The following is a 26,098-nucleotide window of genomic DNA, read 5'->3' as shown; positions in this document are numbered from 1 at the left end:
CTTACATGGTGCGTAATGCAAAGCATAAAATACGTGTTGCTGCAGCTCGTTGTGACACTCCCCATTCAATAGCTAATTGGACAAGCTGAGAGTGCGTTTTTTGCTCCAATTTCGCGTGAATGTATTTTTTGGTGTCTTTATATTCATACGCATGAATTTGGCTTATATAATCGATTCTGAGATGTTCTGTAATTAATTTGGACATATATTGTGTAGTGGTTATTCCTTCCTTAAAGGCTGAGGATCTTATTAACTGTCGTTGAATTTCATTTACTGGAATTTTTATATCTTTCTTTTTATCTGATCGAGTTTTACGAGGTTGTTGGTTTGTTATTGTAGTAGATTGTTTTCGAGGTTCAAACATAGGGTTGATTACACTCATGTAGCTCCCCTCTTTCGAAAAATCACTCCTTCCCTCTTTTTTATCTCAGGGCCACTTTTCCAAAATTCCATCATTCCATGAAAAAGCGTTGAGAGAGAGGGAGGAGTGGTATTTTCTTTAAATAATTATTTACCAGGTACCATTATTGATGTTATTAATCAAATCCATAGCATTATCAACAGCATTTTCAGAAGGTTTTTCGTCTACTCCTTCATCGTTCTGTATGCCATGAGTATTTATATTGATTAATAACTTCTTAACTAATTGAAGTGGATCTTCTTCTCCTGCAACTTCAGCAAGTACCTGGTACATTTCTAATCTCTTTTTAATCTGCTTATTTACGTAACCTTTTTGGCCTTTTCCCTGTTCCTCTAATCGAGTTACAAAGTTATAAAGAACCTTATCGTTGTTAGGGTTAAGCTCAATTTGCAGCTTTTTCTTTTGTAAGTTTGTCAAAGACATCATCTCCCAAATAGTAATAACCCAGTAGATTAGCTTCTTGACCATTTTCTAATAGTTCAAACGTCGGGAATTTTGTTTGCTGTTCAATAATAAGTGCTTTATGCAATGCAGCCATTCCTCCAGTCCAAATAATTTTGTCATATACTGCGAAGTTGAACTTTTGCGATACTTCTCGAAGCACAGAAGCAAAATGATGTTTCAACTCACTCTCAACTTTTTCTGAAACCTTATCATCTTTGTACAAGTTATGTGAGTTACCATTATATTTATAACTATTTTCAAGGATATAGTGCATATTAGACACACTTAGTTCTGGTGTTTCACCAATATTATCGCGTACAATTTGTTCAATATTTAAGAACGCCTTTTCACATCCTAATTCTGTACCCAATCGACCTATAACGGAGTTGCCCGACATATCAGTTACATCCAACGTTCCAAAGCCACCATCAATGATAAGGATACGATCATCTTTCTCAATGATGTTCTTTTTAACAAGGTAGTATTGTGTACCTACTGGTTGAGGGATCACTAGGCACTTTTTCACGTCTACTGTAATCATTTCTCCATTCACCTTCATAGACGTTTCAGTTGTAATAACCTTTTCTAAAGTCTCACGTTGGTTTCCGAAATGTGATACTGGAAGACCTGTTACAAGTAGCGGTAAAGTAATGTGTTTAGATTTTTTAAAATCTTTTGCAATAAATCCGAATAGAAGTTTCTTAAAAATCGGGTCCTCATAACGCTTCGCCTTGTTTTCCCCAAGCGCACGAACAAGTGGCAATTTAGATTTTCTTGCTTCTTCTCCTATGTAGTACGGAGAATCAATGTTTGTAAGTTCAATTTTAGTAAAACTTGCTTCGTTGTAGTAGTCATCTACCTCTGCTAATACAGATAGTTCAGTGATAACAGCCGCTTCAAGTTCCTTGTTTTTCTTTGAAGCACGCTTTGTAAAGCCATTTCCTAAGTCAATCGCATATGGATTTCCTAATAACATATATATTCCCCTTTCATTACCATTGATTAGTCATTGGTAATTTTGATTCTAACAGATGTTTACGTCTAAATTCAATGAAATATACCAAAAACAACAAAAACATCATTGATTAGTCATTGGATATTACACTGTGAGGTCGTTAGTCTTCGCAACAGCCTCGCAAAATCTATAAAAATGAATGTTGCGAAGTAGGGAAGGCATAGGCTTGTCCTCCCTAAAATTCGTTAAAATCCCCTAAATGCTAAGTTTATTAAAGTATAAAATTATTACGGTAAGTGAAATTTCATACTGCCATTACTTCTATGTAGTCAATCTTCTTTACGTTTCTTTAATATTTCATTTAAACGTTTTTGATTTTCCTCTGTGATTGTTTTACGTAATGCAGCAATATCTTGAAGAACAATCCCGAATACAGCTGAAATACTTTCATCATCCTTATCATTGTTAATTGCTTTTGTAATCGATGGGAAAATTACATTTTTAAATTCTGGTGTTAAATCATCCCAATTTTTTAATTCCCGTTTTTCTGGTGTATAAGAGTATTCTGTTTGTTCTTCTCTATCTTCTTTAACCCAATCAGGAACCATTTCCCTACGTACAGATTTAGATCCTGGTACATTTGCTTTACCTGTTCTTACTTTCTGTTTCTGGCCAAGCTTAGACATCTTTTCTTCCACAACTTTTATAACGTAGTTTTCAGCTGCAGTTAAATCTGTAGATCCAATCGCTTTACATTTAGATGCAACATCATGAATTGCTTTAATAGTTTTTTGGTTTGTAATCTCTCGTTCTTCAATTTTTTGATTCATTAAATCAAGAATCATAGATTCAGTAACAGGGTTAGTTATAATTTCTTCTTCTTCAGTAATAGGTAATGAAGTGACTTTCTGAAGTAAACCTTCTGGTATTGTTCTACCGTTTTGGAATTTGGAACTACCAAAATGGAATTTGCATATTCCAAAATGGAATTTGCGTAACGACGCGTTTTTGGCGCTATTAGATTCAGACGCTTTGGGCTTTTCTTCTGTTTCTTGAACTAATGAATATCCCTCTAATGCATAACCAATTTTAAATAAATCAGTAGCAATTTTATTGATATTTACTTTTAACCAAGTTGTTCTATCCCATTTCATTTTTGGATCGGGATTATTACCTTTTTCAATCCAACCATTTTTGGATAACTCGTTTAATGCTCTACCAATCTTTTGAGGACTTCCCCAACCGATTAATTCCGCTGATAGTTCATCAGCCGTTTTAAAGAACCAACCATCACGAATTTGTTTTTTCTTTTTATTAATAGTGCCTTGTTTCGCCCCACGTTTTTCTAACTGGCTAATTTGCACTAATAGGCTTTGGTCCATTTTCTCAGTGATTCCGTGCCAAAAGATTAAATTGTTTAATAGTGCTGCTTCGAAATGCTTTCCTGTTAACTCAACTAATTCTTCTTTAATTACTACACGTTGAAGTTCTCTTACTTCTTGTTCTTCCATTTGTTCTGTTAAGTTTGACATAACAAAAAATCCTCCAATTTCCACCCCGCCCAAAAATGGGTATAGGAAAATAGAGGATTGTTGTTCACATTTTTTTTAGTTTATGCTATCATAGAGATAACAAATAACTATGTGAAAACAAACCTCGCGTTCCAATTTCCATCGGTTTTGTAGGCGGCCAAACTTACGTGAACCTTTGAAAATTTTGTCGGGGTTTTTCTATTTGTTTTTTTGAAATTTATATGAAAAATTTACATTTGCAATTTATATATATCTACCACTTTATGATATCAGAACTTCGTCGAAAAAAGAAGAGTAAAAGCAAAGACCGTCAGATAAATGACGGTCTTTTTTGTGGATAAGTAAGGTTATCCACAGGCGTATTCTATTTTATTTCGATTTTATATTTACCATCAATAAGAAGATACCATTTACCAGAATTATATTTTTCCTTACTGATTTCAAATACTTTTGTTTTTGTAACTTGGATATCTGGATTTAAATCACTAGCTATTTTAGAATTATCCGCTTTCGTTTCTACCGCATATTTGCTACTGGCATCAATATCAGAATCATACTTAGTATCTTTTTCATCAATTAAGCGCACAGACGGAAAAGAGAATCTGCTTACAGGTTTATCAGATATGTTTTTCATAGTGTAATGTACGGCAAGGAATGTTCCGCCTTCACTAACATCTTTTTTCATATATTGATTTCCCACAGTTGTTTTTTCTTCAACTTTAGTAAGAGCTACTTCTATTTTTTTTGTTTTTACTATTTCATTTAGCTTATATATTTTTTCTTTAGATTCAATCTTTTTTTCTTCTTTTTTGGGTTCTTGTTTTACCTCAGAAGATACAGTTTGTTGAGATTTTTTACTTTCTTTAGCGGACGGAGCGATTATTAATGACAATACAAAGCAGGCAAACATTGCGATAACAAGATTTTTCTTAGGTTTCTTTCTAAATAATGCAATTATTAATAAGACAAAAAGTATAATTGCAGCAAGGAATAATAAAAATGCTAACTGCCCCAAATTAAAACCACCTTTTTATACAATTGATAATAAAATAAGATTTCTCCATACATCATAACAAATTTAATTACGGCCGTTTTGTCGTACTTTGTCGAATAAAAATAAGAAACGAGAGTTGCAGCCCTCGTTGGTTAAAATGGTAAAAATATGTAAAATTTTACCTCTTTATTTTGGAAAAGTTTTCTTATATTATTGATTCAAATACAATATCCTTAATTTGAAATAGAAAGCGCTGCAACGCTCCTTATTTCATTTTAGAATCTTAAAAATAGATTCGTATTATCTTGATATCCAAAGATGTTCACTCGTAAAAAAAAGGGGAGTGAAGTCTACGTAAAATACTTTTTTACCAAGTATGTATATTCCACTAAGAGGTTTAACGCTTTCTTTTGTGGTTCTGTATCTAAATTAGAAATTTGATCTAGTATGACCTCGATTTGCGGCGGAATACGATATTCCCGACCGACTAGGTTGTCTAGGCTAATATTGTATAGATCAGAAATCTTGATAAGAGTTGCTATATCTGGTTCTGATCGTCCTGCTTCCCAATTGGTATATGTTGAACGCACAACATTAAGATGGTAAGCAACGTCGTTTTGAGTCAGTTTGTTTTTCTTACGAAAGTATATAAGTCGTTCGCTAAGCAATGACTATTCACCGCCCTTTTTAATCTGTGACAATTATAAGCGAACGAAAGAAGTAAATGGTATATATTTGGATAAAACGATTAATTAAGAAACGTTTATATTAACTAATGATTAGTTTTGAATCGTTACAAAATTAGTTAGAACAAAAGTTCGGTTCTGTGGTAAAATATGCATGTGGGTAATCCCGCAAAGTGTATGCAGAATTGCATATGAGGTTCTGTGAAACATAAAAAACGTTGCTGTACAGCGGTTTTACTACTTTCTCAATAGTTTTCAGATAACTCTATGACCGAATTTTGGGAAATTTGTGTTATTATGAAAAGAAATAAAATAAACGGACGTGAAAAAAGACCCACGGTGTAAGTAGTGTTGGACGCACTCTTACACTGCCCCCTAATCCAGGTAGGGAACATTGTCGCGGATCTTGTACATAATTATTATAACACAACTTAGATTGAAAGTGGCGCGTTTTCCTTTATATGTAATAAATTGGGGTTACGTGTCTTTTTGTCCACAAGGAGGACAAAGATTGTGCGAGCTTTATTAGATTTGAGTGACATGCAAGAAACTTTAAAATCAAATGGGTATACGAATCGAAAATTAGCAACAAGATTTAAAGTAACGCATACAACAGTAAATAGTTATTTTAAAAAACAAGATAAATTTGATTTTATGCATTTAGTTGATGCTCTTAGACTATATAAACCTAAAGATGTAGAGTTTAGAAGGAATTGCATTAAAGAGTATATACCAAGACTATCTCATAAAAATTTAAAACTAGCGTTAGAGGTTTTAGACATGTTTGGGGAATATGAACTTCAAGAATTAGTAATTGAACAAATAATGAAATCGCAAACAAAAAAAGGCGATTCGCCAACTGTACGTACTAACGTGAAAATTGCTGAATATTATCAACTTCTTAGAAAGAGAAGCGAAGGAACTATTATTGCAAGGGATTTTTTTAATGAAGTTCAGCAGAAAAGAGAATTCCAAAAAAATACTGATGATGACTTAATGATTGTTTCGGATTTTAGTATGATGTATTCCTATTTAGATTTTAGTAATTACCAAAAGGTTAATGAATATATTGAAAGTGTATTACCTAGGATTGAGAAAGTTTCAAAACACACAAATCGAAATTCATTTCTCTTGCGTGTAAAAGAAATGCAAGTACCTATTCATTTGCATAATAACGGAGATTTGTTTAAAGCAAGAGAAATTTGTTTTGAAATTTTAAATGACCCTTTTAACTATTATATAAGTACTAAAGCAATTGCTTATTGTAAATTAGGGGAAAGTTATGCGCTAAGTGATTATGAAATAGCGAAAAACCATATTTGTAAAGCACTTGAACTTATAGGTGTTCCAGTTAATAAAAAGTTTAAAATAAGAAGAAATAAAATATTAAATGTTTTACTATTCTTAAAAATACATCATGGGAAAGATTTGGATTCAATTGATCGTACCAAACTTGATTTAGCAGAGTTAGCGTTTTTTTATATAAAAATCGGTAAAAAGGAAGAAGCTTTAGAAATACTTAGAGGACTAGAGAAGCAGAATGGGTCACTTAGTGCCTTTCAACTATATTATATGGGACTGGCAACAGGTGATAAAAAATATTTTGAACAATCCGTAGAAAGTTTTTCTAAAACAGGTGATTTCTTCTATATTTCTCTACCTATCAATGCATTAAAATGTTATAATCGAATTATATAAGTAAGAGGCGGTGAAATGTTTGAAGTCCAAGTTATTTAAAATTATTTTGACAATTGCGGCAGCTGCTACTTTTACATTTGCACCAGCTACAAAACAAGATAAAATTAAGCATGTAGACGCGCCAGTAATGTATATGGACCCGAATCCGGGCGGCGGTTGATTTTTATAAATAATAATATTAGAAATGACACTATCATATTTGATAGTGTCATTTCTGCTTTATAAAGAGTGGAAACTTTTTTGGTGATTCCAGATAAAAAGCGATAAAAACTTTCCATTCTAAACGGTGCATATAAAATAAAAAAGATGTAGGGGGAATAAATAATGAGTTTAGCATTAGTACATGAAGAAAATGCAACAGAAAAAAATGATATAGCTACTAATCTATGGGAATTATTAAAAAAGGGGGAAACAGATGGAAAGGCTAGGAATCATGTTAATGATATTAAAGAATCACTTGAAAAACGAAAAAAATGATTGTTAGCGCTCATGCTAACAATCATTTACTTACTTTCTGTATTTAAACCAGCTTTAATCCATTTCAAATACATCTCTTGCTCTGCTTCTGGCATTTTTTGAAGCATCTCGTAAATTTCATTAAATTCTTGTTTTAATCTAGAGTGTTGCTCGCCATTTAATTGTGGATCGTCTGAAAATCCAAGTAAATAATCAGATGTACACCCTAAAACTTCTGCAAATACAGAAACGGATCGCTCACTTCGATCTCGTTTATTGTTTTCTATTAATGATATTGTAGCTTTTTTTAAACCTACAGCATCTCCAAGTTCACCCTGTGTCCACCCTTTGGATTTCCTCAGTTGTTTTACCCTATCTCCACGCATAATTTATCCACCCTTTTATATATAATCATTTCAGTTATAGTCAGTTAAATTAATATGCAAGTAAGTACATTCTATTACAAAAGTTTGATAGAATCAAACTTTTGTAATAGTTAAAACTAAATTCAAGCAAGAAAAAAGTAATTTTTTTAATAAAAAAGTTTACATTTTACAAACTTTTTGATAGAATTCAAAGTGTAAAGTATAAGCGAGGTGAAATTAAAATGAGATTTGACAGCGAGAAAGTGTCAACTTTGCTTAGAAAGAGGAAAATGAAACAAATTGATTTCGCAGGAGCTATAGAACGCCATCCTTCAACTGTTTCCTTGTATTTGAGTGGGAAAAGTGAACCAGGAAGAAAGGCATTAATTGCAATGTCAGAAGTTTTAAATACTCCAATAAGTGATATTTTGAAAACAGATGATTAACGCATCACGACATAAAATCGAAATTGATCGGTTTATTTTTTTAAACAAAAAGTTTGCAAAATGCAAACTTATATAAAAAACAAACTTCTATAAAAAGTTTACGAAAAATAAACTTAGGAGGGTTTAGAATGAGTCGACTTCAAGCGATACAGCATCCAGTTAGTCATCTAGTATTCCTGGAAGGAAATGATTTGGTGACTGACAGTTTAACAGTTGCAGATGTTTTCAATAAACGTCATGCAGATGTACTTAAAAGTATTGAATCCTTAAACTGCAGCAAAGAATTTAGCGAACGAAATTTTTCGTTGGCTGAATACAAGGATGCTCAACAGAAGATAAGACCTAAGTATTTGCTTAAACGAGATGGATTAATGTTTCTGGTTATGGGCTATACGGGTGAAAGAGCTGCTCAAATGAAAGAAAGTTACATATATGAATTTAACCGTATGGAACAAGACATCAAACAAAATATGCATCCATTGCAAATGATCAATATCATGACAACAGAAATGATGAGTCATGGAGATCGATTAGGCAAACTAGAGCAAACAGTACAAGAACGTATGACAGTTGATTATAGTCAACAAACAGCAATTAGGAATGCTGTTAATCGTAGGGTTTATAAGCTTTGGGATGATGGGATAGTAAATAGAAATATTCATGATACCAAGCGCAAAGTGTTTTCTGCACTTTGGAGAGACGTTTATGCTTCGTTTGCTGTAAATAGTTATCACAATGTACGCCAAAAGGATTTTGATGAAGTTATAAATTACATAAAATCATGGCGTCCGCGTTTAGTATAAAAAGCTAATTAATACATTAAGGAGGTTTTAGAAGTGAATATTGATTTAAATAGTTTAGCAGAAGGTGCAGTTGCAGAAAAACTTGATGATGAGTTTCAAAAAGTATTAAAAAACATGGTGGATCCTAATACAGATCCTACAAAAGCTAGGTCAATTACTTTAACCCTAACATTTAAGGGGAATAAAAAGCGAGAATTATGGGATTGCTCTGTAAAAGCTGTTTCAAAATTAGCGCCTTCAAAAGATGTTGATTCTACATTTATTATAGGTCGCGATTCAGATGGAACTGTTATTGGCCAAGAGTTATCTTCTGGTATACCAGGTCAAATGTACATTGATCGTGAAGGCGATGTAGCTACTGATGTTGGTGAGAAAGTTCCTGTAGAAGAACAGCAAACAACACCTACACCTACTGAAAGACAAGTTGTAGATTTCCGTAAGCAACAAACTAACTAATAAATTGTAAAGGGGAAATAAAAAATGATTAAAGAAGCAATTCAGTACTTAGTGAAATTAGGAAATACAGAAACAAAGGAAATTGATGGCCAAACATTTTCAACGCAGCCATTACATGTTGTTGAAGAACCAACAGCAAGAGCGTTATTAGTACGTAATTTATCTGGACTAGTAGACTATGTTAAATCGAATTTTGATGTAGAGGAACAACTAATGATTCATATTGCAAGCCCTACTACAGTAAACTGCTTTACAGCTATCAACGGGAATTATAATCGCAGCACATTTGTAAAAACAGAAGCACTTATTCCTGATTTTGATTTTGGCCATTGGCACGACGTAGAGAATTTCATCATTAGCCTCCAATCGGGTTTTGTACTAAATGATGACCGAGAAGTAATGCTAAAAGTTGTTGGGAATATAAAAGAAGAAAATGTTAAATCTTATGGTGATAGTGGTTACTCACAAATGGTTGTAGCACGTGCAGGAACCCAACTTGCAGCGGATGTAGCAGTTCCTAATCCTGTAGCTTTACAGCCGTACCGAACATTTATTGAGGTAGAACAGCCAGAAAGTAACTTTGTTTTCCGTATGAAAGATGGTCCAAGATGTTCCCTTTTTGAAGCTGATGGTGGCGCATGGAAGCTAGAAGCAATTGATAACATCAAAGAGTATTTAACAGCTGAATTAGCAGAGGAAATTGAATCTAAAAAGGTATTTATTATTGCGTAATGGATATTGTCTTAGTTGAGAGTACCAATGCCGTTTGTATCTTTGGTTTAGGACTTGGATTACTAGCATTAGCAGCATACAAAGGCGGTAGCTTCATCGAGCGAAAACTCGATGAAGATGACCGTAAACAAGAACGGGAAGTGAATGTAATTGGGAATAAGAGACAGAGTGCTTCCTGAGCATGTACAAAGAGCTGAACTCTTAGAGGGAAAACTTAGGGAATATATGATGAATCGTAAGTTATTACTCTCTCAATGTGAAAGAGCAATGAATTCCAGTGAGTTTACAGCTGCTCAAGAATTAAAAACACTATGCGACAAACAATCTAGTGAAGCAGTTGCGATTGAATCGGAACTTATGGATCTGTACATGAAAAAGCAGAAGAGCGATCAACAAAATAAAAGTAAAGAAAGAAATGAAGTTTTGAAGGTTGCTAAGCATCTAGAAAAGGTTAGTGGAAATTCGAAGATAGTAGAAGAAATCAAAAAAAGTATATAAAAAATACCCATTTGCGAGATGGGTAGTTAAGAAAGAATTTACATTTGCAATTATAACACATTAGTACACATAAACGCACTAGCGGCCATGCAATAAGTGCGTTAAATATAAGCGATTAAAAATTAAAGGTTGGGAGATGAAATTTATGTTCAGTGCGTTGTTTGACAATAGCGAATGGTGCGATATTTGCGGTGATGTAATACCAGAATCCGATGTAACAAATATGCATATTGAGGGATGCGAAAAAACATTATGTAAGTCCTGCCGTGGTGAGATGGAAACAAAATTAAAAGTGGTAGATGTCAATGTTTTAGTAGATATGTTAAAGGCGTTAATTACCAAATATGGACGTGATAAGGTTCGTCAGTTTGATCTAATTAAGGCGGAACAATATGTGAAAGAAAATAACATTACTTTAAACATAGAAAAGCGTGGTGGGCAATTTAACCAAGAAAAATTAGGTGAATTTGTTTCACTATCTACAAAAGAAATACTAACGATTATAACACTTTTACAAAGGAAGATCGGAACTCATTTATGGATGAATGCAGTTATCGGCTCAGTATTAGAACGTGGATTCACTGCAACGCTGCAAATGCAGTTAGAAGGTGAGCACCATGACGGAACAACTGGCACTGATATTAAATGATTCTGCTAAACAACCAGATATAGTACAAAGTGCTCCTTTTGATACAAAGAAGGCAAATGTAAAACAAAGGCGAGGATTGGCGAGCTTTGTAGATGTCATGGCTATTATTCCATGCGACGTCTGGAGCGCGGACGAGCTGCCTCGCTCTACAAAACAGGATAATCACTTTGATATGTTCATGGATTATGTCACAGCTATATGGCGTTATAAGAGAAGTGAAAACAAAAGTTTTCATTGGGATTCCGCAGAGAGGATTTGCTGCGCGGCAAGGGAATCGCAAGAGCCACAGCAGTTAAGAATCTATTTAGATAGTGGATTTAGACCGCAATATGTAACTAAATATCTTAAATAACGAAAGGATGTTAATTACTATGGAAGCTGAATTTAAAAGTATTCTTGACGCAGTAAGAGCAATAAAAATAGGGATGAAAACTTTAGAATATTGGGATGACATCTATTTAATCGCTAACAGGAAAGAAGAAATTTATGCAGTATGTGATGATCCTGGACAATTTATAAAGAACGGTTGGAGTAATTGTGGAACGGATGAAGATCCAAGTAAGTATGCGAAAGAATTTAAGGTATTCCAGTACCAACATATAGATAGAGTACGAGGAGTTAGTAAGAACGGTTTTTATCAGTTAGTCAAATTTAAGTATAAGAAACATGAATATGCTCGTAAGGAAATGAATGTGCAATTTGAACAAAGTGTAGATTTTTGGGTTTAGTACAAATTAAGGAGGAATTAAATATGAAAGTGACTGTAGTGAATATAAATATGACGGAAATCATTGCACCGTTTATTGAAAGAGGGGAATGGGTAGCGTTTGAAGGCAAAGACTACACAATGTTTGCAGCGGTAGAAGATATTGCTTTTATCGATCAGAATGGCGGTATTGCAGTATATGGAAATTGGGGTAATGAATCGGTTATGAGTGTAGGAGATAAGGGCTGGCAGTTTGCTGATCAGTGCCGCAAAGCAACAGAGGATGAGCAGTATTGGGAAGAACGTCGCAGAGTATTCGCTGCTAAAGGTAGAAGAAACAACGAATTCCATCCTGGTGACTTCGTGAGTAACGATAAACGTGTTTTAACTGTACTACATCAAGAGCCAGAAACGGGACTTGTGGCCGTACTAGTTAACAATTCAGACGAGAGGTTCCAAATAGATCCTAAAGAACTAGAAATCTACTTTTTCGCAGAAGATATGGCGGGTTAATCCATTATGGATAAGGATACATTAATTGTTTTTGTAATATTCAGTCTTATTATAGCTATAGCAATTAGGGTATTCGATAAGATTCAAAAGTAAACAGCAGGTGAACAAAGCAATTGGAGAAACAAAAGATAATAAATCGATTAATAGATTTGAAGTGTTATAGGCTCAGAGACCGTCAATTGTGGGAATTGGACGAGCTGGAATTGACGGTCTTGCTAATAGTTACAAATATAAAACAATTAAAGGGGATAAATAATATGAAATTTGAAATTACTTGCTTATGTGGAATGAATATACTGGCTAGTTTGGTTGAAAAAGAATTTGAAAATGAAGGTCCAGTTACATCTGTATTGCCAATTATCGCTACTGAGGATAACGGAATCGGCGGAATCATGGTAAGCGCGGAAGAAAAAGCTATTCATGTAAAATGCACGAATTGCAACAAAACAGCGCGCTTCTTGCTAGAAGTACCTTTAGAGATGGTTAATCAAGAAGAAACAGAAATGGATTGGTCGAAAGTTTCTTTTGCTGAACAGGAGGGAAACTAATGGCCACTGCTCCTACATACAAGTATCATATTTCAACAGTTTTTCCGCAGTGGAGATGTGACCATATCATCTCCAAAGAAAGTGAAGAGAAAGCAAAATATCACTATTATAAACAATTTAAAAAGCAGCACTTTATAGATATGCCATTTGAACAATTTGAAAGGTTCATTAGTTGCAAGTACATGGGAGTAGTAGATATCAAAACGCTTTTTGGACAAGAAAATCCATTCCGGAAAATGTGTAATTACAGAAGAATCCCATTTGCAAAACGTGGGATGCGTGTCGAAGTACAGGGAAGAATGGGGACGATCGTCGGGAATTGTAAAAATGATTTGTACGTTATTTTAGATGGTAATCCGGATAAGTTTCGATTTAATCCGTATTGGGAAATTGCTTACTTCAATGAAAATGGTGGCATTATTAAAGATTATCGTAAAGGAGTGTATGCACAATGAGACATACTACAAACTTAAATACTATTACTCCAGAAGAAACGCAGCAAACATTTGATATTACAGAGCTTTTCGAAATGCAAAGAGAGTTAGATAAACGAATTGGATATAAAGGTAACGATAAAGTAGATATGCTTTTCCGTGCGTTATTGGTTGAAATTGGGGAAGCGTGGAATGAGACAAGGGCCTTTAAAATGTGGAGCACAGGATATGGAACCCCAAAAGAAAATCTGCTAGAAGAGCTAGTGGATGGATTCCACTTTTTAATGAACATAGTAATTGAACTGGACAGTTGCACGTTAAAACGGAAACTTGTATCTAACTATTCAAAACAATACATCATGAAGAAAAATATAACGAATGTGAATATGTTGTTCGAGTGGTATATGCAGGACATTTTAACTGCAAAACGTGCATGGTGCCATTATAGGGATTTAAGTACAACATTAACCCATTTACATAAGGCGTTCGGTATTTTCTTCCGCCTTTGCTACTTGTATGGATATAAATTTGTAGACATTGTGTATGCCTACAAAGAAAAAAATAAAGAAAACTTTGAACGTCAATTGAGCGGTTATTAAGACAAAGTTTGAATTTTGTAGGAAAGTGAGGAATGGTTATGGATATAAAAGTGAACGAACTAAAAGAAAATGAAGACGGTATAAAAGGTGGCAAGATAACAATCATTAATGAAACACATACAATTACAATCCATTCACAACATGTAGATGATGCTTATTATCTTGCTAGTAATTTGGAAGATTGTGCAAATACAATTGAGGTTAAACAAAACTGTGAAAAATGCTATCAGTGTGACGGAAAAGGTGTTGGTTTGGACTGGGGCGCTATGAAATTTTGGGAATGTGATGTTTGTGACGGAACAGGGGAATTAGACTCTAAATAAAACTAAACAAAAGCGTTATTTTAATCGAAAAGGGGAATGAGAGATGGCATACACAATCGTTAAATACGATATGGAACTATGGTTCGATGAGAATAAAGAAGCGGAGGTTATAAAAGTAGTAGATTGTGATTTGGCAATAAGCACTAACATTATGATTGATGGTAAAGTTTATCACGTTTGTGCAAAATATCCGCAAAATAATCTAATTGGTGTTAGAGAAATACAATTGCAGTCTACACCAGAAGACGTTGAATATGAAGAACATTTAACATGTCCTTATTGTGGCGAGAAGGATATAGATGCCTGGGAGCGTTCGCAAGACAATGACAAAATTGATTGTAGTACGTGTGGTTCTGAAATTGAGTATTCAAGAGAAGTTGAGATTACATATTCGACTAAACCTATCAAAAGAAACGATCCTATAAATCTTTAACCAAAGCATTATTTGGTCGGAAAGTAGGTGGTGCAGTGGGATATACGTTCATATTTTTACTAGGTTGGATTATAGGTTTACTAACAGGTCTGACTGAAAGGTTATCAGACAAAATAAAGAAAAATAGAAAAGGGGAATGGAAAATGACTGAACTAGATTTATATAAATTTTGCGCAGACAAGGAAATGGATTGGCGTGGAGATCAACTTATTATCTGGCTTTATTTTTCAGAATTAGCAGATTGGACAGAGTTAGTTGGTCATGAACATTTCGATGAAGGAGGTATGGAAGTAAATCTAAAAAGCAATTGTATTGCGTTTGACTTATGTGAGGTTTGTGAAGATTGGGAGATTGACCCACAAAGAATTTTAAAGAAAGAAAACTAAACAAAATAGTTATTTTGGATAGAAAGTGAGGGAAGTGAATTGAGTGAACTGAAAGAACTTGAACGGGTTGTAGTAGAGAATTTAGGGGACGGAACGCAAATAACTCGACTGCCTAATGCAGAAGAAATGATGAATAAAATAAATGAATTAGTAAGGCATACGAATCGACTGGAGCAGAACAAACAGAGTAAACCTATTAAGCCGGTGGGTACCGTTAAAGTAACAAGAATTTAAAACCGAACAAAATTCTTATTTTGGAGGGGAACGGAATGGAAATTAAAGTGAATGAGCAAGCTCAAAAGTTTCATTTAGCAACAAATCAAGGAAATTGGCAACCAATGATAGGACACGCTATACAAATAGATGAACTCACATTATGTGCATGTCCTATGTTCGACACTATTTTCGGACATGTACTTAATATATCTGAAGTTACAACCGGTCACAGGGTATTGTTGCCGATACCAGTTATTGGTGATGCTTACGAAAAAACAAGCACAGCCGCAGGTACAGTTGCATTCTTAAGAACGGAAGTTGCTGAAGAAATAAAAAGATTAATAAACAAAGTCGGAAAACAAAAAATCATAGAAAAAATCGAAAAATCAAAGAAATACAACGCGGAACATTTACCGGAAATGCCACCGATTGAAGATGTTGATACTGATTGGATAACTGCTGATATCAGTGATGTGACTCATTAAGTAATACAAAATCTTTATTTTATGGATCGGAGTGAAATCAAAATGATTGTTAAAGCAACGATAAAACTTGAATTAGATGATTCGCAGAAAAACTGGGTTTCCTATGTTAGAGAACAAGGTGGAGAAGAAGCGGTATTTCACTATTTGGAAGAAGAAGTGCAGAAGAAAATTGAATTAGTTGATTTTGTGGAAATGGAATACAAAGATAAGTAATTTAAATCAAATCGTTATTTGAAAATAAATAAAAAAGAGAGCACACATATAAGTGTGCTCCTAGTTTAAAAGGTTTGAACTTATGGAATGGAGTGTTTCCATACAATAACATATGCTTGTCTGATTAAAAGGTGAAAATTTTTTATATAAAAACGCTATTTTATTAGAAAAGGAGAATGGAGAAATGGCATATAGCGGAGATCATGGAGCAGCTTTTGAAAATCTAATTAATTGGTCAAATGATATGTATAGAAATAATAAAATTGCATTAATTGAAAAACGAGCGACACCGGTTGTTGTTACAAAAAAATATAGAGATGGAAGAATAAAAGAAGGGTATTACGAGAAAAAGTCTACAGTGGATTATGATGGGATATATAAAGGACGATTTGTTGCATTTGAGGCCAAGGCTACTATAAATGACAAACGGTTTGATTTAAAAAATATAAAACCTCATCAATATGAATGGTTATTACAAGCGGAGCAGATGGGTGCAATTTGTTTCATCTTATTGGAATTTAGTAAAGAACATTCTATATTTTTAGTACCATTTGCGTTAATTAAAGAGTATATGGAAGCAGCAGATAATGGTGGTCCAAAATCAATAAAAAGAGAAATATTTGATGAGAGATCGTATTTAGTAACACCAACCAATCGTGCGTTAGTTGATTACCTGCAATATGTTGAAAAATTAGAATGGCCAAGTATTAGTTAAATTAATAGAGGGTGAAGATATGAATGCGAAAGAGGCACGTATCAAAATTCTAAATGTACAGGATAAGCATTGTAAAAATTGTGAGTATCGTTATCGACAATTGGATCATTGTAGCTCTAATTGCACCATAGGAAAAGAAATAATAAAACTAGGTGTGCTTCTAGGTGGTAAAGAAGCACAAAAGCGAAAAAGGAAGACGAAAGAAGAATGGGATAGAATTTGTGTGAAAGCTGCAGCTATGAGGGAAGATGGAATGACATACACATCTATAGCTAAATTCTTTGGTATGGTAGAGGGGAAAAGAGTAGCAGAACAGCTGAGGAAAAGAGGCTTAGTATAAAATTTCACTTACCGTATTAAAAAAATTAAAAAATAATAAAAGTAATAGTCCGCAATCAGAGGACGTTGTTTATGTTTAGGATGAGATTTCTTCCTATGCATAGCCAGCGTCCTCTTTTTTATATAAAAGGAGGAACCTGGCTTATGAAAGAGTTAATAAAGCAGTACAAGGAAACGCTAAAGCAATTAGAATTATCAAAGAAAGATGCTACAGAAAAGGATGCAGAAATAATCGGTGAAATGATATCAGATATAGAATATGCAATAGAGTGGATGTGTACAGCAAAAAAGCCAGGTAATCGCCGAGGCATTGAACGTAGGGCAGCATATCAGCGTGAGAGACCGTGTGATCCGTTATTAATGCAAAGATATACACGTAGTACGGTAATGCCAGTGTATGAATGGGATACGGAAGCGAAAGAGAGTGTCATATCTGAATGGGATCGTATACAGCTAGAAGATGCACTATCAACTCTTACAGAAAGAGAAAAGGAAATATATGTAATGTCCAGGGGGCATGGTTTTACTCAGGAAAAGATTTCCAATTATTTAGGTGTAAGAAGAACTACTGTCCAGGAGTATTTAAAAAGAGCAGATAAAAAGATTGGCGAGAGGATAAATGGAAGTTTATTTTGTATATCTTAGAATTCTTTTGAAAAAAATGTCGAAATTTGTCGTCAAAATGCCACCTATATATGAAAGGTTACAGAGACCTGTTCCGGTGGTATCTGTTTTGGGTGACCCAGTGTTTGCTCGTATATAGATTCTATAGGAACGTTTTTTTCAATACACAATGTGCGATGGGATGTTGCGAATCTCATTGTTACAAATCATTTAATTATGGAGGTGATTCTCATGTAGTAAGGATTAAAAATCCTGCCACCTATTTAAAAAGGCGTCGGAAGAAATGCAAGCGTCTTGATATAAATCCTTTATAATTCGATAGCGGTCAACGAAGGCCATGCGACAGCCGGAGTATTGACCATACCTATTCAGAGGGAGGACTATTCTTAGTCTTCTCTCAGTCACTGTACGTGAAGCGCGTAGCTAAGAATACGGGAATGCAGTGGCTGAGAGAATGTTAAGAGTGATCTTGACATTCGATTCGCATAGACATATCCCCTATGTTCGAACGTGAATTTCTCCCATCCCCTTTAATATTTTTATAAGCCGTAAAAGAGCTGTCACTTCGGTGATGGCTTTTTTTATAGTAGGATATTCTAACTTCTTGTTGAATAGATAACGTTAGAGAGGCGGGATGAAGAAATGTTCGAATTAACTGAAGAGCAATATGAATTGTTCATTAAAGTACACGAGCGGCATATGCAAGCGTTCGGTACTAAAAACCAGAAGAAATATGCTTTAATTAATGTGAAAGATATCGTTTGGGATGAAGATGAAGATTGTTTGAAAGTCTATTATGAAGATGAATGGTGGCACTATACAAGAGAACTGGAATGGTATTAAAGAACCCATTGTAGGATTCCTTTACACTCTGTCGAATAGGTAGATTGGAAAGGAGTGGGGATATGTCCAGAATGTTAGAAGGATATGAAATAATACCAGGATATGATTTTGACATGTTCGAAAAATGTGATATTTGTGGAGTAACAGGTAAACGTACAGCGGAAATGGATAATCGTGAAGAACAAGAGACTATGACAGTGTGCATAGATTGTTATGAGTTTGATAAAAATCCGGATTTATTCGAATGAGCATCCATAATGGGTGCTTTTCTTTGTTGTATAAAAATTACACATTAAAGATCATCTAACTATGTTAGAAGGAGAATCTGAGTAACCGAACGTTACGCAGCTTTATTAGACAAATTAGACACCTAAAAAGGGAAAGGATGAGGTATAGTGGATAGCTCATATATCGATGCGCAAATTAATCAAGTAGTAGGTCAGGTTAATCAATTGGCAGAAACTGTAGAAAGGGTAACAAACGAAGTAGTAATCCTTAAAGATGAGATCGCTACAATTAAACGTTCTGAAGTAATAAAAAAAATCAATGATAGCGAACCAGTCGAAATGAATTGTAAAGTTAGCGTTAATTTAGATGGGAAAGCAATAGCTGAAACTATTATTGAACATACAGCAGATTCTATACATGTAACACCAAATGGTATATATACAAGAGAAGAAAATAGAAAGAAACAGTTTTGATTAATCCAATAGCAATTATCGTAGGCGCTGCCGGGATCTGGGTGGCGTCTTGTTTGTTGTTAAGGAAAGATAAGCGCAAACGTGTTGCATTTAGGAGGTGAGAGGAATGTTTCATAAATTTAAAGATTCTCTTGCTTGGGCTATAGTTTGCATCGGATTATGGATTGAAGGTTTTAGAAGATAAACTTAACAAAAATAGATAAAGTTAACAAGGTGAAATTTATGCAAGGAAAAGCAGGTGTATGAGGGTAAAAACAGCGTAAAATCAACGATGTATAAAACATGTTGTAAGAGGAAGTTCTTGAAATTGTCACAAACGTTGATATGACGGTATATTTCCCGAAAATCTAGTTTACATAAGTAACCTTATCGGCAGTCATTTTGAATATCTATTCATTTCCCGTGCATACAACAAATTTCCTGCCGCAATTTTAAAAATAAGATTCTTTTTGGAGTGGTTTTTATGAAAAAGAAGCGATATATGAAGAAAAGAAAGAAAATGAATCTTTATTATGTGACGAATGGATATATAGGATATAGCCAAACACATGTGTATGTCATTGCGGAAAATCACGAGAGAGCAGAAGAGCTAGCTTCCAGAAGATTTAGAGAAGACGCTAGAAATAAAGATTATGATGAAGTTCTTGCTAATTATAAAAAATTAGGATGGCCTACAGATCACTTAAAGGAATATCGTTATGATGAAAGTTATTGGACTGATTTAGATGTTTATTGTGAAGCAGAAGATGTATCGCAAGAATTTGTTTCTGATGTAAATGATTAAATACTACTTTTTTATTTTGTAAGGGAGGATAAATGATGGAGTTATCAAAAATTGAAAAAATCGCAATTGCATCTTCAATTCTTTCGACATTCGGGGAGGATGCATTGGCTCCTCATGTTGATTTAAATCGCTTATCTGAATTATGTGAGGAATCAACTCAAAATTCAACAGTGAGACAATGTGGTGAGGCTACAGTTAGTGTTTTAAATAAGATTATTGATAGCTTGACAGAGGAGGATGAACAATGAAGCTAGATCAACAAGAACAAGCGGTTGTTATAGGTAATACAATTATGATGCTTGGTGGGCATGAAGAGGTAACTAAGTATGTTGATCCTCAGAAGTTGGCCAAAGTAAGTGATATTCACAACGAGTTATATGATAATACAACTCCGCGTGAACGAAGAGCAGCGATGATTAGGTTGCTTGATAAAACAATGGACGAGTTTTTGAAGTAGCAAACATAAAAAACGGAAAAGTAATTCGTATTGGGGACGAATTACTTTTCCGGATGACAATGTTAACTTTATTATAACAACTTGTATTAATTTGGTAAATATATATTCTTAATTTTCCATAAAATCATTTAGATATTATCGTGAGGTGGTGGTTATGGCCAAAGGTAAGGTACATACATGGCTGACAAAAGAAGGGTTACTAAAAATAGAAGGATGGGCACGTGATGGACTTGTAGACGAACAGATTGCAAAAAACATCGGTATTAGTCGTGCCACGCTTAGTAACTGGAAAAAGAAACATCCACTGATTACAAGGGCATTAGCAAGAGGTAAGGAAGTAGTAGATCGTGAAGTAGAGAATGCTCTTTTAAAACGCGCGCTTGGATACACGTATGAAGAAGTAACTGTATTACGCCAAGAAGTTGAAGAAGGTGTATTTGAAAGTGTTGAAGCGAAACGCGTTAAAAGACAGGTACCACCAGATACAACTGCTCTTATTTTTTGGTTGAAGAATAGAAAGCCAGATACATGGCGTGATCGCAGAGAGATTGATCACAGTGGTGAAATGAAACAAACAGTAGAACAAACAACAGATTTAACGAAGTATACGGTAGAGGAGCTGAAGCAACTTGAAGCCATCCTTAAAAAATCTACCGACTCTTGATGATATTAAGAGAGAACTTGCCAGAAGGTCATTTGCTGAGTATGTGGAATACGTCCATTTTGGCAATTACCGACACTTTAGGCATACCAGATTAATATGTGACACACTGCAGCGGATTGCAGATGGTGAGCAGTTATACGTGCTCATTGAGATGCCACCGCGTCATGGTAAGTCAATGACAACGACGGAATCATTCCCGTCTTATTTTATTGGTAAAAATCCAGAGAAGCGTGTAATTGTTGCTTCATATTCAGATAATCTTGCTAGGAAATTTGGGCGTTTGAATAAACAAAAAGTGGCCAACTTTGGTGATGAGTTATTTGGATACAGATTATCGGATGATAATGCTGCAAAGAATGACTGGTCACTCCAGGATCATAAAGGTGGAATGATCGCAACGGGTATTGGTGGTTCCATTACTGGACAAGGTGCAGATTTATTAATCATAGATGATCCATTCAAAAATGCAGAAGAAGCAAACTCCCCTACTATACGTGAAAAAGTATGGGATGAATGGGAATCTACACTTTCTACCCGTCTCCATAAAGGCGCATCTGTCATTGTTATTATGACGCGTTGGCACGAAGATGATATTATTGGTCGCTTATTAGAGAGAAGTCCTCACGATTGGATTAGGCTACGTTTACCTGCCATTGCAGAAGATGAAGATGATTTACTTGGCCGTAAGATTGGAGATCCGCTATGTCCGGAGCTCGGATACGATGCAGAGTGGGCCAAAAATAAAAAAGTTGAAGTTGGTACCCGTACATGGTCTTCATTGTATCAGCAAAGACCAAGTCCAGGAGAAGGGGCAATCTTTAAGAGACCTTGGTTTGTTAAGTTCTATAAAGTAATACCATCAGATATAAGCGAACAAATGCAGTCTTGGGACTGTACTTTTAAAGATACAGAATCAAGCGACTTTGTTGTTGGCCAAGTATGGGGTAAACGAGGTGCTGATAGGTATTTATTAGACCAAGTAAGAGACAGAATGGACTTTCCTGCTACATTACGAGCAATAAGGTCATTGACTGCTAAATGGCCACGTGCAGGAGTGAAGCTAATAGAAGATAAGGCTAACGGCTCTGCAGTTATACAAACTCTACAAAGAGAAATACCTGGCATTATAGGAGTAAATCCTGAGGGTGGAAAAATCGCAAGAGCACAAGCTGCAGCGCCCCAATTTGAAGCTGGTAATGTGTATTTACCAGATCCATCAATAGCTCCTTGGATTCATGATCTTATCGAAGAATTTATGGTGTTTCCAAACGGAAAAAATGACGATCAGGTGGATTGTACATCGCAAGTTTTAAACAGATGGAATATGCCACAGGAAACAAGTTATGTCGTTTCTCCTATTATAGGGGGAATTAAGAGGGGGTGATTACTATGGGTATCCGGAATTGGTTTTCAAATAAGAAAAGTAGAAAGAATAATGAGTTACGAGCAAATGTTGCTGCAGCAGTTCGTTCTTCTGTAAAAGGATTACAAGGCGGTAAACAAACGCAGAATAAATGGGAACGTCAATTTATGTGGTATAACGGGCCTATACGACGTTCTGAGTACCGGACAAAAGATGTTATGGAAAGCTTGAGAATGATACGTGACATTGATCCGGATGCGAGTATGGCGATATGGAACTTTATTCGATTGGGTAATAGTGGCCATCAATTAGAATGTCTAAAACCTACCGGGAAACCAGATAAGGCAGCTCAAGAAATTCTTAATGATGTGGCTAAACGAGTAGGGAAAATGTATGGAGGCGGTACAGATCAACTGATTGGTGTACTATTCCTTACTGCTATTACTCAAGGTGCAATCGCTTTAGAGGTAGAATTAACAGAAGGTATAGACGAGGTAGTTGATTTTCATGCAATAGACCCATCTACCTTAGATTTCCGCTTTAATAAAGAAGAAAAAGAGCTAGAACTTGTGCAGAAGCAGGACAATGGAGAATACAAAGTGTTGAATCAGGAGCAGGTATTCTATTTCCCTCTTGATCCAGACGTAAATGATCCATATGGACGATCCCCTATCCTGCCGATTTTACAAATTATATTTTTCCAGGTACAAGTTTTACGGGACTTGCAAAAAGTGGTTCATCATCAAGGGCATGCGCGTTTCGATATTTCAATTGTAGAAGAAGCGATTATGAAAAATATACCGCCACACATTCAAGGTGATCCTAAAGCAGTACAGGATTATGTGACTGGTTATATAACAGAAGTGCAACGAATGATGAGCGAACTGGAGCCGGATGATGATTTCTTTCATACTGATAGCGTGAAAGTAAATATTACAGGTGGTATACAAGGTAAATCTATGGATGTTACAAAAGTTATTGATGTAATTAACCAACGTGTAACTACTGCACTGAAGCAGCTGCCTATTTTATTAGGTAGAAATGAGGGAACTACAGAGACACATGGTACTATTCAATGGCAAATCTATGTAGCAGGTATAGAAAACATGCAGCGCGGTATTAAACGTTTATTAGAACGTGCTTACAACGTAGCTCTGCAGGTATATGGTAAACAATCCAAGGCCAGACTTACTTTCAATTCTATACGGGTTAATGACCGTGAAAAAGAAGCAAATGCCGAGAAGATTGAAACAGAAACAAAACAAGCTCAGGTTGCTGCAGGTTGGATTGATAACAATGAAGCAGCACAGCACATGGTTGGCCATGATGCAGTAGCAGAACCGCAAGCTCCCTCTGCTCCACCTGCAGTAGGAAGAAGTAAGCGGCGGCAAATGAAAAAAGAAATTAATATGCGTGCTGATTCCGAGGAAGATGAGTATGTAAAAGAAATTGATTTAGCTTGGTCTTCTGAGATTGCAAAAATCACAACAAAAGCACGTGAGGAAATGCATAGTTTACTGCAGAATCAGTTAGAAAGATACATTAATAGGTTACAAGAGGCGCCGGAAGTTCCCACCCGTATGTTGGTAGATATACAGCGTATGCCAAAAGAAGAACGAATTTTAGAACCTATTAAAGCGTTTATTGAATGGGTTCGCAAACATATTCTCGGTGATTCTGTTCAAGAAATTGAAGAATGGAACGAACTAGCCTATAAATGGTCTGAGCAAGCCGGATTAGTAGCCGGTGAAGAAAACTTATTTGAGATTGATCCAGAGCTTAACTTTAACTTCCGAGATGAGAAGCTGCTCCGGTGGCTTGCTAATCGTGCATATAAAAGTGCAGAACTTATACAAGGTACAACGGATGAAGCTGTTATTATGACTCTCTGGGATGTAGCAGCAGAAGGTAATTATACAATCCAGAAATTTTCCGATGCACTGCAAGAATCCTTTGAATTTAGTGATACCAGGGCAACTACAATAGCTCGTACAGAAGTAATAAACGCTTCTCGTGCAGGGCAATTTCATTCTGATGATCAAAGTGGAATGGTAATAGGAAAAGAATGGCGTTCTGCTCGACAACCAGATAGGACGCGTCCTGGTCATTATGATGCTAATGGGCAGATTCAACCATTTGACAAACCGTTTGAAGTGGCAAATGGACAAGGTAGTCTAGAGAAACTAATGTTCCCTGGAGATGACTCTCAAGGAGCTACTGCTAGTAATCTGATTTGTTGTCGTTGTTGGTACAAACGAATTCTGCAAGGTGAGGAAGATAAATTAAATGGAAATTAAAGGCGGTTCTATTAATAATGCGGAAACATTAGTTATCGGAGAAGACGGGCCTACATTGTATCTCCCTAAAAACAGCAATATTGTTAATAGGATAAATGATACAACAAAAATTACAATAGGAGGGCTATACATGCCACAAACAAATGAACAAATTGAAAACACATTTAGTTATCATTCTCCAGAAGAAGGGCAACCAGAAAAATATGAGGCTCTGCGAGAAAAGGCTAAAGAATTTGCATACTTAATCGATGAGTTATGTCCTGCTTCTCGTGAAAAATCAGTAGCTTTAACTAATTTAGAAACTGCAGTAATGTGGGCTAATGCTGCAGTTGCGCGTAATTAAATCTACGTTATTTGAGAGGAGGTGAACGATTTATGAGTGAAGCAGCACAGGTTTTACATCTACCTGTTCGTTTAAGCCTTGAGCAAAACCAAGATGTTGATTTAGAACTTATTAATAGGCATACTATTGAGCCGGTTACAATGGAAGAAATATTTACGTTTAGTGGTAATTGTTCAAATGATAGACAAGATTCATATTTTACAAGAATGGACCCAACTACAACATTACGAAATTATGCAGAAGATTTAAAAACAGGTGTTTCATTATTAAATGGTCATGATATCTCTTTAGTTCCATATGGCCGTAGCTATGATGGTATTCTTGTCCCTGCTGCAGATGATGCAAATAGTCTCAATGCAGTAAGAGGGCACTGGTACATTATACGAGGACTCACTTTAAATGGTGAGAATACGGATGATACTATTAGAGCAATGAAAGCTGGCATTATTAGAGATATGTCAGTTGGATTTGGTGGAGATAAAATGTCATATCGCTGCGGATCATGTGGCCGTGATTTATGGGATTGGGAATGTCCTCATATTCCTGGTTTGGAGGATGAGAACGAGCGAATTTCATTTTCTTGGATTGTAGATGCTCATTTACGAGAAGTATCTACTGTATACAAAGGTTCGACACCAGGAGCCTATATTGATAAAGCGCGCGAATATGTGCAGCAGGGGCAACTATCACAACAAAATATCGAGAGACTAGAACGCCAGTTCCAAGTTCGCTTGGATGATAATAAGCGTTCATTTTTTATGTCTAAAAATTCAAAGGGGGCACGTAGCGTGGGATTATTACAACAAATTACTGAAGCTATTCGAGAAAACAAAGTTGAAAAACGAGAAATTTATAAATTACTTGGTGAAGAAGGAGAAACTTTCCGTCAACCAGATGATATTGCTATTCGTAATGCGCTTGGTGATAACGCCACAGTAGAGGGTGTTAAGCAGTTGAAAGAGGAAGCAGAGCAAGGA

At 35.3% G+C, this 26,098-nt stretch carries 43 protein-coding genes; 36 read left to right on the top strand and 7 right to left on the bottom strand.

What is annotated here, in order from left to right:
* Position 1: 1 nt before the first annotated feature.
* The 6 genes from RT27_RS22475 to RT27_RS22450 all read right to left on the bottom strand — a co-directional run bounded on the left by RT27_RS22475 (position 2) and on the right by RT27_RS22450 (position 5,014).
* Positions 2-382 (bottom strand): hypothetical protein, encoded by a 381-nt coding sequence (locus tag RT27_RS22475; RefSeq protein ID WP_043937617.1) that lies wholly within the window; start codon positions 380-382, stop codon positions 2-4.
* 129 nt (positions 383-511) lie between these two features.
* Positions 512-844 (bottom strand): hypothetical protein, encoded by a 333-nt coding sequence (locus RT27_RS22470; RefSeq protein ID WP_043937615.1) that lies wholly within the window; start codon positions 842-844, stop codon positions 512-514.
* Entirely contained in the window at positions 804-1,841 is a 1,038-nt protein-coding gene (locus tag RT27_RS22465; RefSeq protein ID WP_043937613.1) for a ParM/StbA family protein, read from the bottom strand. Before RT27_RS22465 ends, RT27_RS22470 begins: the two co-directional genes overlap by 41 nt.
* A gap of 308 nt (positions 1,842-2,149) precedes the next feature.
* A complete protein-coding gene (locus tag RT27_RS22460) occupies positions 2,150-3,352 on the bottom strand; it encodes a hypothetical protein (protein ID WP_043937611.1) in 1,203 nt (400 codons plus the stop codon).
* 364 nt (positions 3,353-3,716) lie between these two features.
* The gene (locus RT27_RS22455) at positions 3,717-4,367 is read right to left on the bottom strand and encodes a DUF4352 domain-containing protein (RefSeq protein WP_052497687.1); all 651 of its coding nucleotides are present in this window, start codon (positions 4,365-4,367) and stop codon (positions 3,717-3,719) included.
* Positions 4,368-4,696: 329 nt separating this feature from the next.
* Positions 4,697-5,014: a helix-turn-helix transcriptional regulator gene (locus tag RT27_RS22450; RefSeq protein ID WP_000947852.1), complete on the bottom strand. Its 318-nt coding sequence runs from the start codon at positions 5,012-5,014 to the stop codon at positions 4,697-4,699.
* Between the two features lie 531 nt (positions 5,015-5,545).
* On the opposite strand from RT27_RS22450, the gene RT27_RS22445 reads away from it, so the two are divergent.
* The 3 genes from RT27_RS22445 to RT27_RS34870 all read left to right on the top strand — a co-directional run bounded on the left by RT27_RS22445 (position 5,546) and on the right by RT27_RS34870 (position 7,207).
* Positions 5,546-6,730, top strand: a complete 1,185-nt coding sequence (locus tag RT27_RS22445; RefSeq protein ID WP_001202083.1) for an AimR family lysis-lysogeny pheromone receptor — start codon at positions 5,546-5,548, stop codon at positions 6,728-6,730.
* 19 nt (positions 6,731-6,749) lie between these two features.
* Positions 6,750-6,890 (top strand): hypothetical protein, encoded by a 141-nt coding sequence (locus RT27_RS35335; RefSeq protein WP_000837441.1) that lies wholly within the window; start codon positions 6,750-6,752, stop codon positions 6,888-6,890.
* 164 nt (positions 6,891-7,054) lie between these two features.
* Complete coding sequence (locus RT27_RS34870; protein WP_002198422.1) at positions 7,055-7,207, top strand: hypothetical protein; 153 nt, start codon at positions 7,055-7,057, stop codon at positions 7,205-7,207.
* A 26-nt stretch (positions 7,208-7,233) separates the two neighbouring features.
* Here the strand turns inward: RT27_RS34870 and RT27_RS22440 are convergent, their stop codons facing one another.
* A complete protein-coding gene (locus RT27_RS22440) occupies positions 7,234-7,572 on the bottom strand; it encodes a helix-turn-helix transcriptional regulator (RefSeq protein ID WP_001213814.1) in 339 nt (112 codons plus the stop codon).
* Between the two features lie 221 nt (positions 7,573-7,793).
* On the opposite strand from RT27_RS22440, the gene RT27_RS22435 reads away from it, so the two are divergent.
* The 33 genes from RT27_RS22435 to RT27_RS22280 all read left to right on the top strand — a co-directional run.
* Entirely contained in the window at positions 7,794-7,997 is a 204-nt protein-coding gene (locus tag RT27_RS22435) for a helix-turn-helix transcriptional regulator (protein ID WP_001209868.1), read from the top strand.
* A gap of 128 nt (positions 7,998-8,125) precedes the next feature.
* Positions 8,126-8,800, top strand: a complete 675-nt coding sequence (locus tag RT27_RS22430) for a Rha family transcriptional regulator (RefSeq protein ID WP_043937609.1) — start codon at positions 8,126-8,128, stop codon at positions 8,798-8,800.
* Between the two features lie 33 nt (positions 8,801-8,833).
* Entirely contained in the window at positions 8,834-9,256 is a 423-nt protein-coding gene (locus RT27_RS22425; protein ID WP_043937607.1) for a hypothetical protein, read from the top strand.
* 24 nt (positions 9,257-9,280) lie between these two features.
* Positions 9,281-9,988, top strand: a complete 708-nt coding sequence (locus tag RT27_RS22420; protein ID WP_043937605.1) for a hypothetical protein — start codon at positions 9,281-9,283, stop codon at positions 9,986-9,988.
* A complete protein-coding gene (locus RT27_RS22415) occupies positions 9,988-10,167 on the top strand; it encodes a hypothetical protein (RefSeq protein WP_016090388.1) in 180 nt (59 codons plus the stop codon). The genes RT27_RS22420 and RT27_RS22415 overlap by 1 nt, the downstream gene beginning before the upstream one ends.
* Positions 10,139-10,486, top strand: coding sequence for a hypothetical protein (locus RT27_RS22410; RefSeq protein WP_043937598.1), 348 nt, complete (start codon positions 10,139-10,141; stop codon positions 10,484-10,486). Before RT27_RS22415 ends, RT27_RS22410 begins: the two co-directional genes overlap by 29 nt.
* Positions 10,487-10,631: 145 nt before the next feature.
* A complete protein-coding gene (locus RT27_RS22405) occupies positions 10,632-11,135 on the top strand; it encodes a hypothetical protein (RefSeq protein ID WP_043937596.1) in 504 nt (167 codons plus the stop codon).
* The gene (locus RT27_RS22400; protein WP_043937595.1) at positions 11,104-11,487 is read left to right on the top strand and encodes a hypothetical protein; all 384 of its coding nucleotides are present in this window, start codon (positions 11,104-11,106) and stop codon (positions 11,485-11,487) included. The genes RT27_RS22405 and RT27_RS22400 overlap by 32 nt, the downstream gene beginning before the upstream one ends.
* Positions 11,488-11,506: 19 nt before the next feature.
* Entirely contained in the window at positions 11,507-11,863 is a 357-nt protein-coding gene (locus tag RT27_RS22395) for a hypothetical protein (protein WP_043937593.1), read from the top strand.
* A 23-nt stretch (positions 11,864-11,886) separates the two neighbouring features.
* Positions 11,887-12,354 (top strand): hypothetical protein, encoded by a 468-nt coding sequence (locus tag RT27_RS22390; protein WP_043937590.1) that lies wholly within the window; start codon positions 11,887-11,889, stop codon positions 12,352-12,354.
* 257 nt (positions 12,355-12,611) lie between these two features.
* Positions 12,612-12,902 carry a hypothetical protein gene (locus RT27_RS22385; RefSeq protein ID WP_000667219.1) on the top strand — a complete coding sequence of 97 codons (291 nt, stop codon included), beginning with the start codon at positions 12,612-12,614 and terminating at the stop codon, positions 12,900-12,902.
* Entirely contained in the window at positions 12,902-13,357 is a 456-nt protein-coding gene (locus RT27_RS22380) for a hypothetical protein (protein WP_043937587.1), read from the top strand. Before RT27_RS22385 ends, RT27_RS22380 begins: the two co-directional genes overlap by 1 nt.
* Complete coding sequence (locus RT27_RS22375) at positions 13,354-13,935, top strand: dUTP diphosphatase (RefSeq protein ID WP_043937585.1); 582 nt, start codon at positions 13,354-13,356, stop codon at positions 13,933-13,935. Before RT27_RS22380 ends, RT27_RS22375 begins: the two co-directional genes overlap by 4 nt.
* Positions 13,936-13,973: 38 nt before the next feature.
* Positions 13,974-14,258, top strand: coding sequence for a hypothetical protein (locus tag RT27_RS22370; protein ID WP_043937638.1), 285 nt, complete (start codon positions 13,974-13,976; stop codon positions 14,256-14,258).
* A 43-nt stretch (positions 14,259-14,301) separates the two neighbouring features.
* Positions 14,302-14,691: a hypothetical protein gene (locus RT27_RS22365; protein ID WP_043937583.1), complete on the top strand. Its 390-nt coding sequence runs from the start codon at positions 14,302-14,304 to the stop codon at positions 14,689-14,691.
* Between the two features lie 35 nt (positions 14,692-14,726).
* Positions 14,727-15,077, top strand: a complete 351-nt coding sequence (locus RT27_RS22360; RefSeq protein ID WP_231577673.1) for a hypothetical protein — start codon at positions 14,727-14,729, stop codon at positions 15,075-15,077.
* Positions 15,078-15,116: 39 nt separating this feature from the next.
* Positions 15,117-15,311, top strand: a complete 195-nt coding sequence (locus RT27_RS22355) for a hypothetical protein (RefSeq protein ID WP_021729053.1) — start codon at positions 15,117-15,119, stop codon at positions 15,309-15,311.
* A gap of 35 nt (positions 15,312-15,346) precedes the next feature.
* The gene (locus RT27_RS22350) at positions 15,347-15,778 is read left to right on the top strand and encodes a hypothetical protein (protein ID WP_043937581.1); all 432 of its coding nucleotides are present in this window, start codon (positions 15,347-15,349) and stop codon (positions 15,776-15,778) included.
* Between the two features lie 42 nt (positions 15,779-15,820).
* On the top strand, positions 15,821-15,991 hold the full coding sequence (locus RT27_RS35330; protein WP_170921865.1) for a hypothetical protein: 171 nt from the start codon (positions 15,821-15,823) through the stop codon (positions 15,989-15,991).
* 184 nt (positions 15,992-16,175) lie between these two features.
* The gene (locus RT27_RS22345) at positions 16,176-16,706 is read left to right on the top strand and encodes a Holliday junction resolvase RecU (protein WP_043937579.1); all 531 of its coding nucleotides are present in this window, start codon (positions 16,176-16,178) and stop codon (positions 16,704-16,706) included.
* A gap of 19 nt (positions 16,707-16,725) precedes the next feature.
* Positions 16,726-17,046: a hypothetical protein gene (locus RT27_RS22340; RefSeq protein ID WP_043937577.1), complete on the top strand. Its 321-nt coding sequence runs from the start codon at positions 16,726-16,728 to the stop codon at positions 17,044-17,046.
* Between the two features lie 143 nt (positions 17,047-17,189).
* On the top strand, positions 17,190-17,690 hold the full coding sequence (locus tag RT27_RS22335; RefSeq protein ID WP_043937575.1) for a sigma-70 family RNA polymerase sigma factor: 501 nt from the start codon (positions 17,190-17,192) through the stop codon (positions 17,688-17,690).
* Between the two features lie 621 nt (positions 17,691-18,311).
* Complete coding sequence (locus RT27_RS22330; protein WP_043937573.1) at positions 18,312-18,512, top strand: hypothetical protein; 201 nt, start codon at positions 18,312-18,314, stop codon at positions 18,510-18,512.
* 62 nt (positions 18,513-18,574) lie between these two features.
* The gene (locus RT27_RS22325; protein ID WP_043937571.1) at positions 18,575-18,760 is read left to right on the top strand and encodes a hypothetical protein; all 186 of its coding nucleotides are present in this window, start codon (positions 18,575-18,577) and stop codon (positions 18,758-18,760) included.
* Positions 18,761-18,907: 147 nt separating this feature from the next.
* On the top strand, positions 18,908-19,213 hold the full coding sequence (locus RT27_RS22320; RefSeq protein ID WP_052497686.1) for a hypothetical protein: 306 nt from the start codon (positions 18,908-18,910) through the stop codon (positions 19,211-19,213).
* Positions 19,214-19,676: 463 nt separating this feature from the next.
* Positions 19,677-19,997 (top strand): hypothetical protein, encoded by a 321-nt coding sequence (locus RT27_RS22315; RefSeq protein WP_043937567.1) that lies wholly within the window; start codon positions 19,677-19,679, stop codon positions 19,995-19,997.
* Positions 19,998-20,032: 35 nt separating this feature from the next.
* On the top strand, positions 20,033-20,245 hold the full coding sequence (locus RT27_RS22310; protein WP_043937565.1) for a hypothetical protein: 213 nt from the start codon (positions 20,033-20,035) through the stop codon (positions 20,243-20,245).
* A complete protein-coding gene (locus RT27_RS22305) occupies positions 20,242-20,454 on the top strand; it encodes a hypothetical protein (protein WP_043937563.1) in 213 nt (70 codons plus the stop codon). The genes RT27_RS22310 and RT27_RS22305 overlap by 4 nt, the downstream gene beginning before the upstream one ends.
* A 154-nt stretch (positions 20,455-20,608) precedes the next feature.
* A complete protein-coding gene (locus RT27_RS22300; protein WP_043937561.1) occupies positions 20,609-21,118 on the top strand; it encodes a hypothetical protein in 510 nt (169 codons plus the stop codon).
* On the top strand, positions 21,084-22,502 hold the full coding sequence (gene terL, locus RT27_RS22295) for a phage terminase large subunit (protein ID WP_043937559.1): 1,419 nt from the start codon (positions 21,084-21,086) through the stop codon (positions 22,500-22,502). Before RT27_RS22300 ends, terL begins: the two co-directional genes overlap by 35 nt.
* Before the next feature lie 5 nt (positions 22,503-22,507).
* On the top strand, positions 22,508-24,778 hold the full coding sequence (locus RT27_RS32485) for a phage minor head protein (RefSeq protein WP_052497685.1): 2,271 nt from the start codon (positions 22,508-22,510) through the stop codon (positions 24,776-24,778).
* A 130-nt stretch (positions 24,779-24,908) separates the two neighbouring features.
* On the top strand, positions 24,909-25,121 hold the full coding sequence (locus RT27_RS22285) for a hypothetical protein (RefSeq protein ID WP_001136657.1): 213 nt from the start codon (positions 24,909-24,911) through the stop codon (positions 25,119-25,121).
* Between the two features lie 32 nt (positions 25,122-25,153).
* Positions 25,154-26,098, top strand: a 945-nt coding sequence (locus RT27_RS22280) for a hypothetical protein (RefSeq protein ID WP_043937556.1), incomplete at its 3' end; no start/stop codon positions are given.

Origin of the sequence: Bacillus sp. L_1B0_5 (genome assembly GCF_000836715.1) — a bacterium.
Lineage (GTDB): Bacteria > Bacillota > Bacilli > Bacillales > Bacillaceae_G > Bacillus_A > Bacillus_A thuringiensis_S.
This window is presented reverse-complemented; position numbering and strand designations above follow the sequence as displayed.

Bases quoted from the DNA above. Each gene is read 5' to 3' on its own strand.
- RT27_RS22475 (WP_043937617.1), bottom strand. From the start codon at position 382: ATGAGTGTAATCAACCCTATGTTTGAACCTCGAAAACAATCTACTACA.
- RT27_RS22400 (WP_043937595.1), top strand. From the start codon at position 11,104: ATGACGGAACAACTGGCACTGATATTAAATGATTCTGCTAAACAACCA.
- RT27_RS22305 (WP_043937563.1), top strand. From the start codon at position 20,242: ATGAAGCTAGATCAACAAGAACAAGCGGTTGTTATAGGTAATACAATT.
- RT27_RS22385 (WP_000667219.1), top strand. From the start codon at position 12,612: ATGAAATTTGAAATTACTTGCTTATGTGGAATGAATATACTGGCTAGT.
- RT27_RS22310 (WP_043937565.1), top strand. From the start codon at position 20,033: ATGGAGTTATCAAAAATTGAAAAAATCGCAATTGCATCTTCAATTCTT.
- RT27_RS22340 (WP_043937577.1), top strand. From the start codon at position 16,726: ATGAATGCGAAAGAGGCACGTATCAAAATTCTAAATGTACAGGATAAG.
- RT27_RS22335 (WP_043937575.1), top strand. From the start codon at position 17,190: ATGAAAGAGTTAATAAAGCAGTACAAGGAAACGCTAAAGCAATTAGAA.
- RT27_RS22465 (WP_043937613.1), bottom strand. From the start codon at position 1,841: ATGTTATTAGGAAATCCATATGCGATTGACTTAGGAAATGGCTTTACA.
- RT27_RS22300 (WP_043937561.1), top strand. From the start codon at position 20,609: ATGGCCAAAGGTAAGGTACATACATGGCTGACAAAAGAAGGGTTACTA.
- RT27_RS32485 (WP_052497685.1), top strand. From the start codon at position 22,508: ATGGGTATCCGGAATTGGTTTTCAAATAAGAAAAGTAGAAAGAATAAT.
- RT27_RS22415 (WP_016090388.1), top strand. From the start codon at position 9,988: ATGGATATTGTCTTAGTTGAGAGTACCAATGCCGTTTGTATCTTTGGT.
- RT27_RS22285 (WP_001136657.1), top strand. From the start codon at position 24,909: ATGCCACAAACAAATGAACAAATTGAAAACACATTTAGTTATCATTCT.
- RT27_RS22375 (WP_043937585.1), top strand. From the start codon at position 13,354: ATGAGACATACTACAAACTTAAATACTATTACTCCAGAAGAAACGCAG.
- RT27_RS22370 (WP_043937638.1), top strand. From the start codon at position 13,974: ATGGATATAAAAGTGAACGAACTAAAAGAAAATGAAGACGGTATAAAA.
- RT27_RS22395 (WP_043937593.1), top strand. From the start codon at position 11,507: ATGGAAGCTGAATTTAAAAGTATTCTTGACGCAGTAAGAGCAATAAAA.
- RT27_RS22420 (WP_043937605.1), top strand. From the start codon at position 9,281: ATGATTAAAGAAGCAATTCAGTACTTAGTGAAATTAGGAAATACAGAA.
- RT27_RS22350 (WP_043937581.1), top strand. From the start codon at position 15,347: ATGGAAATTAAAGTGAATGAGCAAGCTCAAAAGTTTCATTTAGCAACA.
- RT27_RS22325 (WP_043937571.1), top strand. From the start codon at position 18,575: ATGTCCAGAATGTTAGAAGGATATGAAATAATACCAGGATATGATTTT.
- RT27_RS34870 (WP_002198422.1), top strand. From the start codon at position 7,055: ATGAGTTTAGCATTAGTACATGAAGAAAATGCAACAGAAAAAAATGAT.
- RT27_RS22315 (WP_043937567.1), top strand. From the start codon at position 19,677: ATGAAAAAGAAGCGATATATGAAGAAAAGAAAGAAAATGAATCTTTAT.
- RT27_RS22470 (WP_043937615.1), bottom strand. From the start codon at position 844: ATGTCTTTGACAAACTTACAAAAGAAAAAGCTGCAAATTGAGCTTAAC.
- RT27_RS22330 (WP_043937573.1), top strand. From the start codon at position 18,312: ATGTTCGAATTAACTGAAGAGCAATATGAATTGTTCATTAAAGTACAC.
- RT27_RS22380 (WP_043937587.1), top strand. From the start codon at position 12,902: ATGGCCACTGCTCCTACATACAAGTATCATATTTCAACAGTTTTTCCG.
- RT27_RS35330 (WP_170921865.1), top strand. From the start codon at position 15,821: ATGATTGTTAAAGCAACGATAAAACTTGAATTAGATGATTCGCAGAAA.
- RT27_RS22345 (WP_043937579.1), top strand. From the start codon at position 16,176: ATGGCATATAGCGGAGATCATGGAGCAGCTTTTGAAAATCTAATTAAT.
- RT27_RS22390 (WP_043937590.1), top strand. From the start codon at position 11,887: ATGAAAGTGACTGTAGTGAATATAAATATGACGGAAATCATTGCACCG.
- RT27_RS22430 (WP_043937609.1), top strand. From the start codon at position 8,126: ATGAGTCGACTTCAAGCGATACAGCATCCAGTTAGTCATCTAGTATTC.
- RT27_RS22460 (WP_043937611.1), bottom strand. From the start codon at position 3,352: ATGTCAAACTTAACAGAACAAATGGAAGAACAAGAAGTAAGAGAACTT.
- RT27_RS22440 (WP_001213814.1), bottom strand. From the start codon at position 7,572: ATGCGTGGAGATAGGGTAAAACAACTGAGGAAATCCAAAGGGTGGACA.
- RT27_RS22365 (WP_043937583.1), top strand. From the start codon at position 14,302: ATGGCATACACAATCGTTAAATACGATATGGAACTATGGTTCGATGAG.
- RT27_RS22405 (WP_043937596.1), top strand. From the start codon at position 10,632: ATGTTCAGTGCGTTGTTTGACAATAGCGAATGGTGCGATATTTGCGGT.
- RT27_RS22435 (WP_001209868.1), top strand. From the start codon at position 7,794: ATGAGATTTGACAGCGAGAAAGTGTCAACTTTGCTTAGAAAGAGGAAA.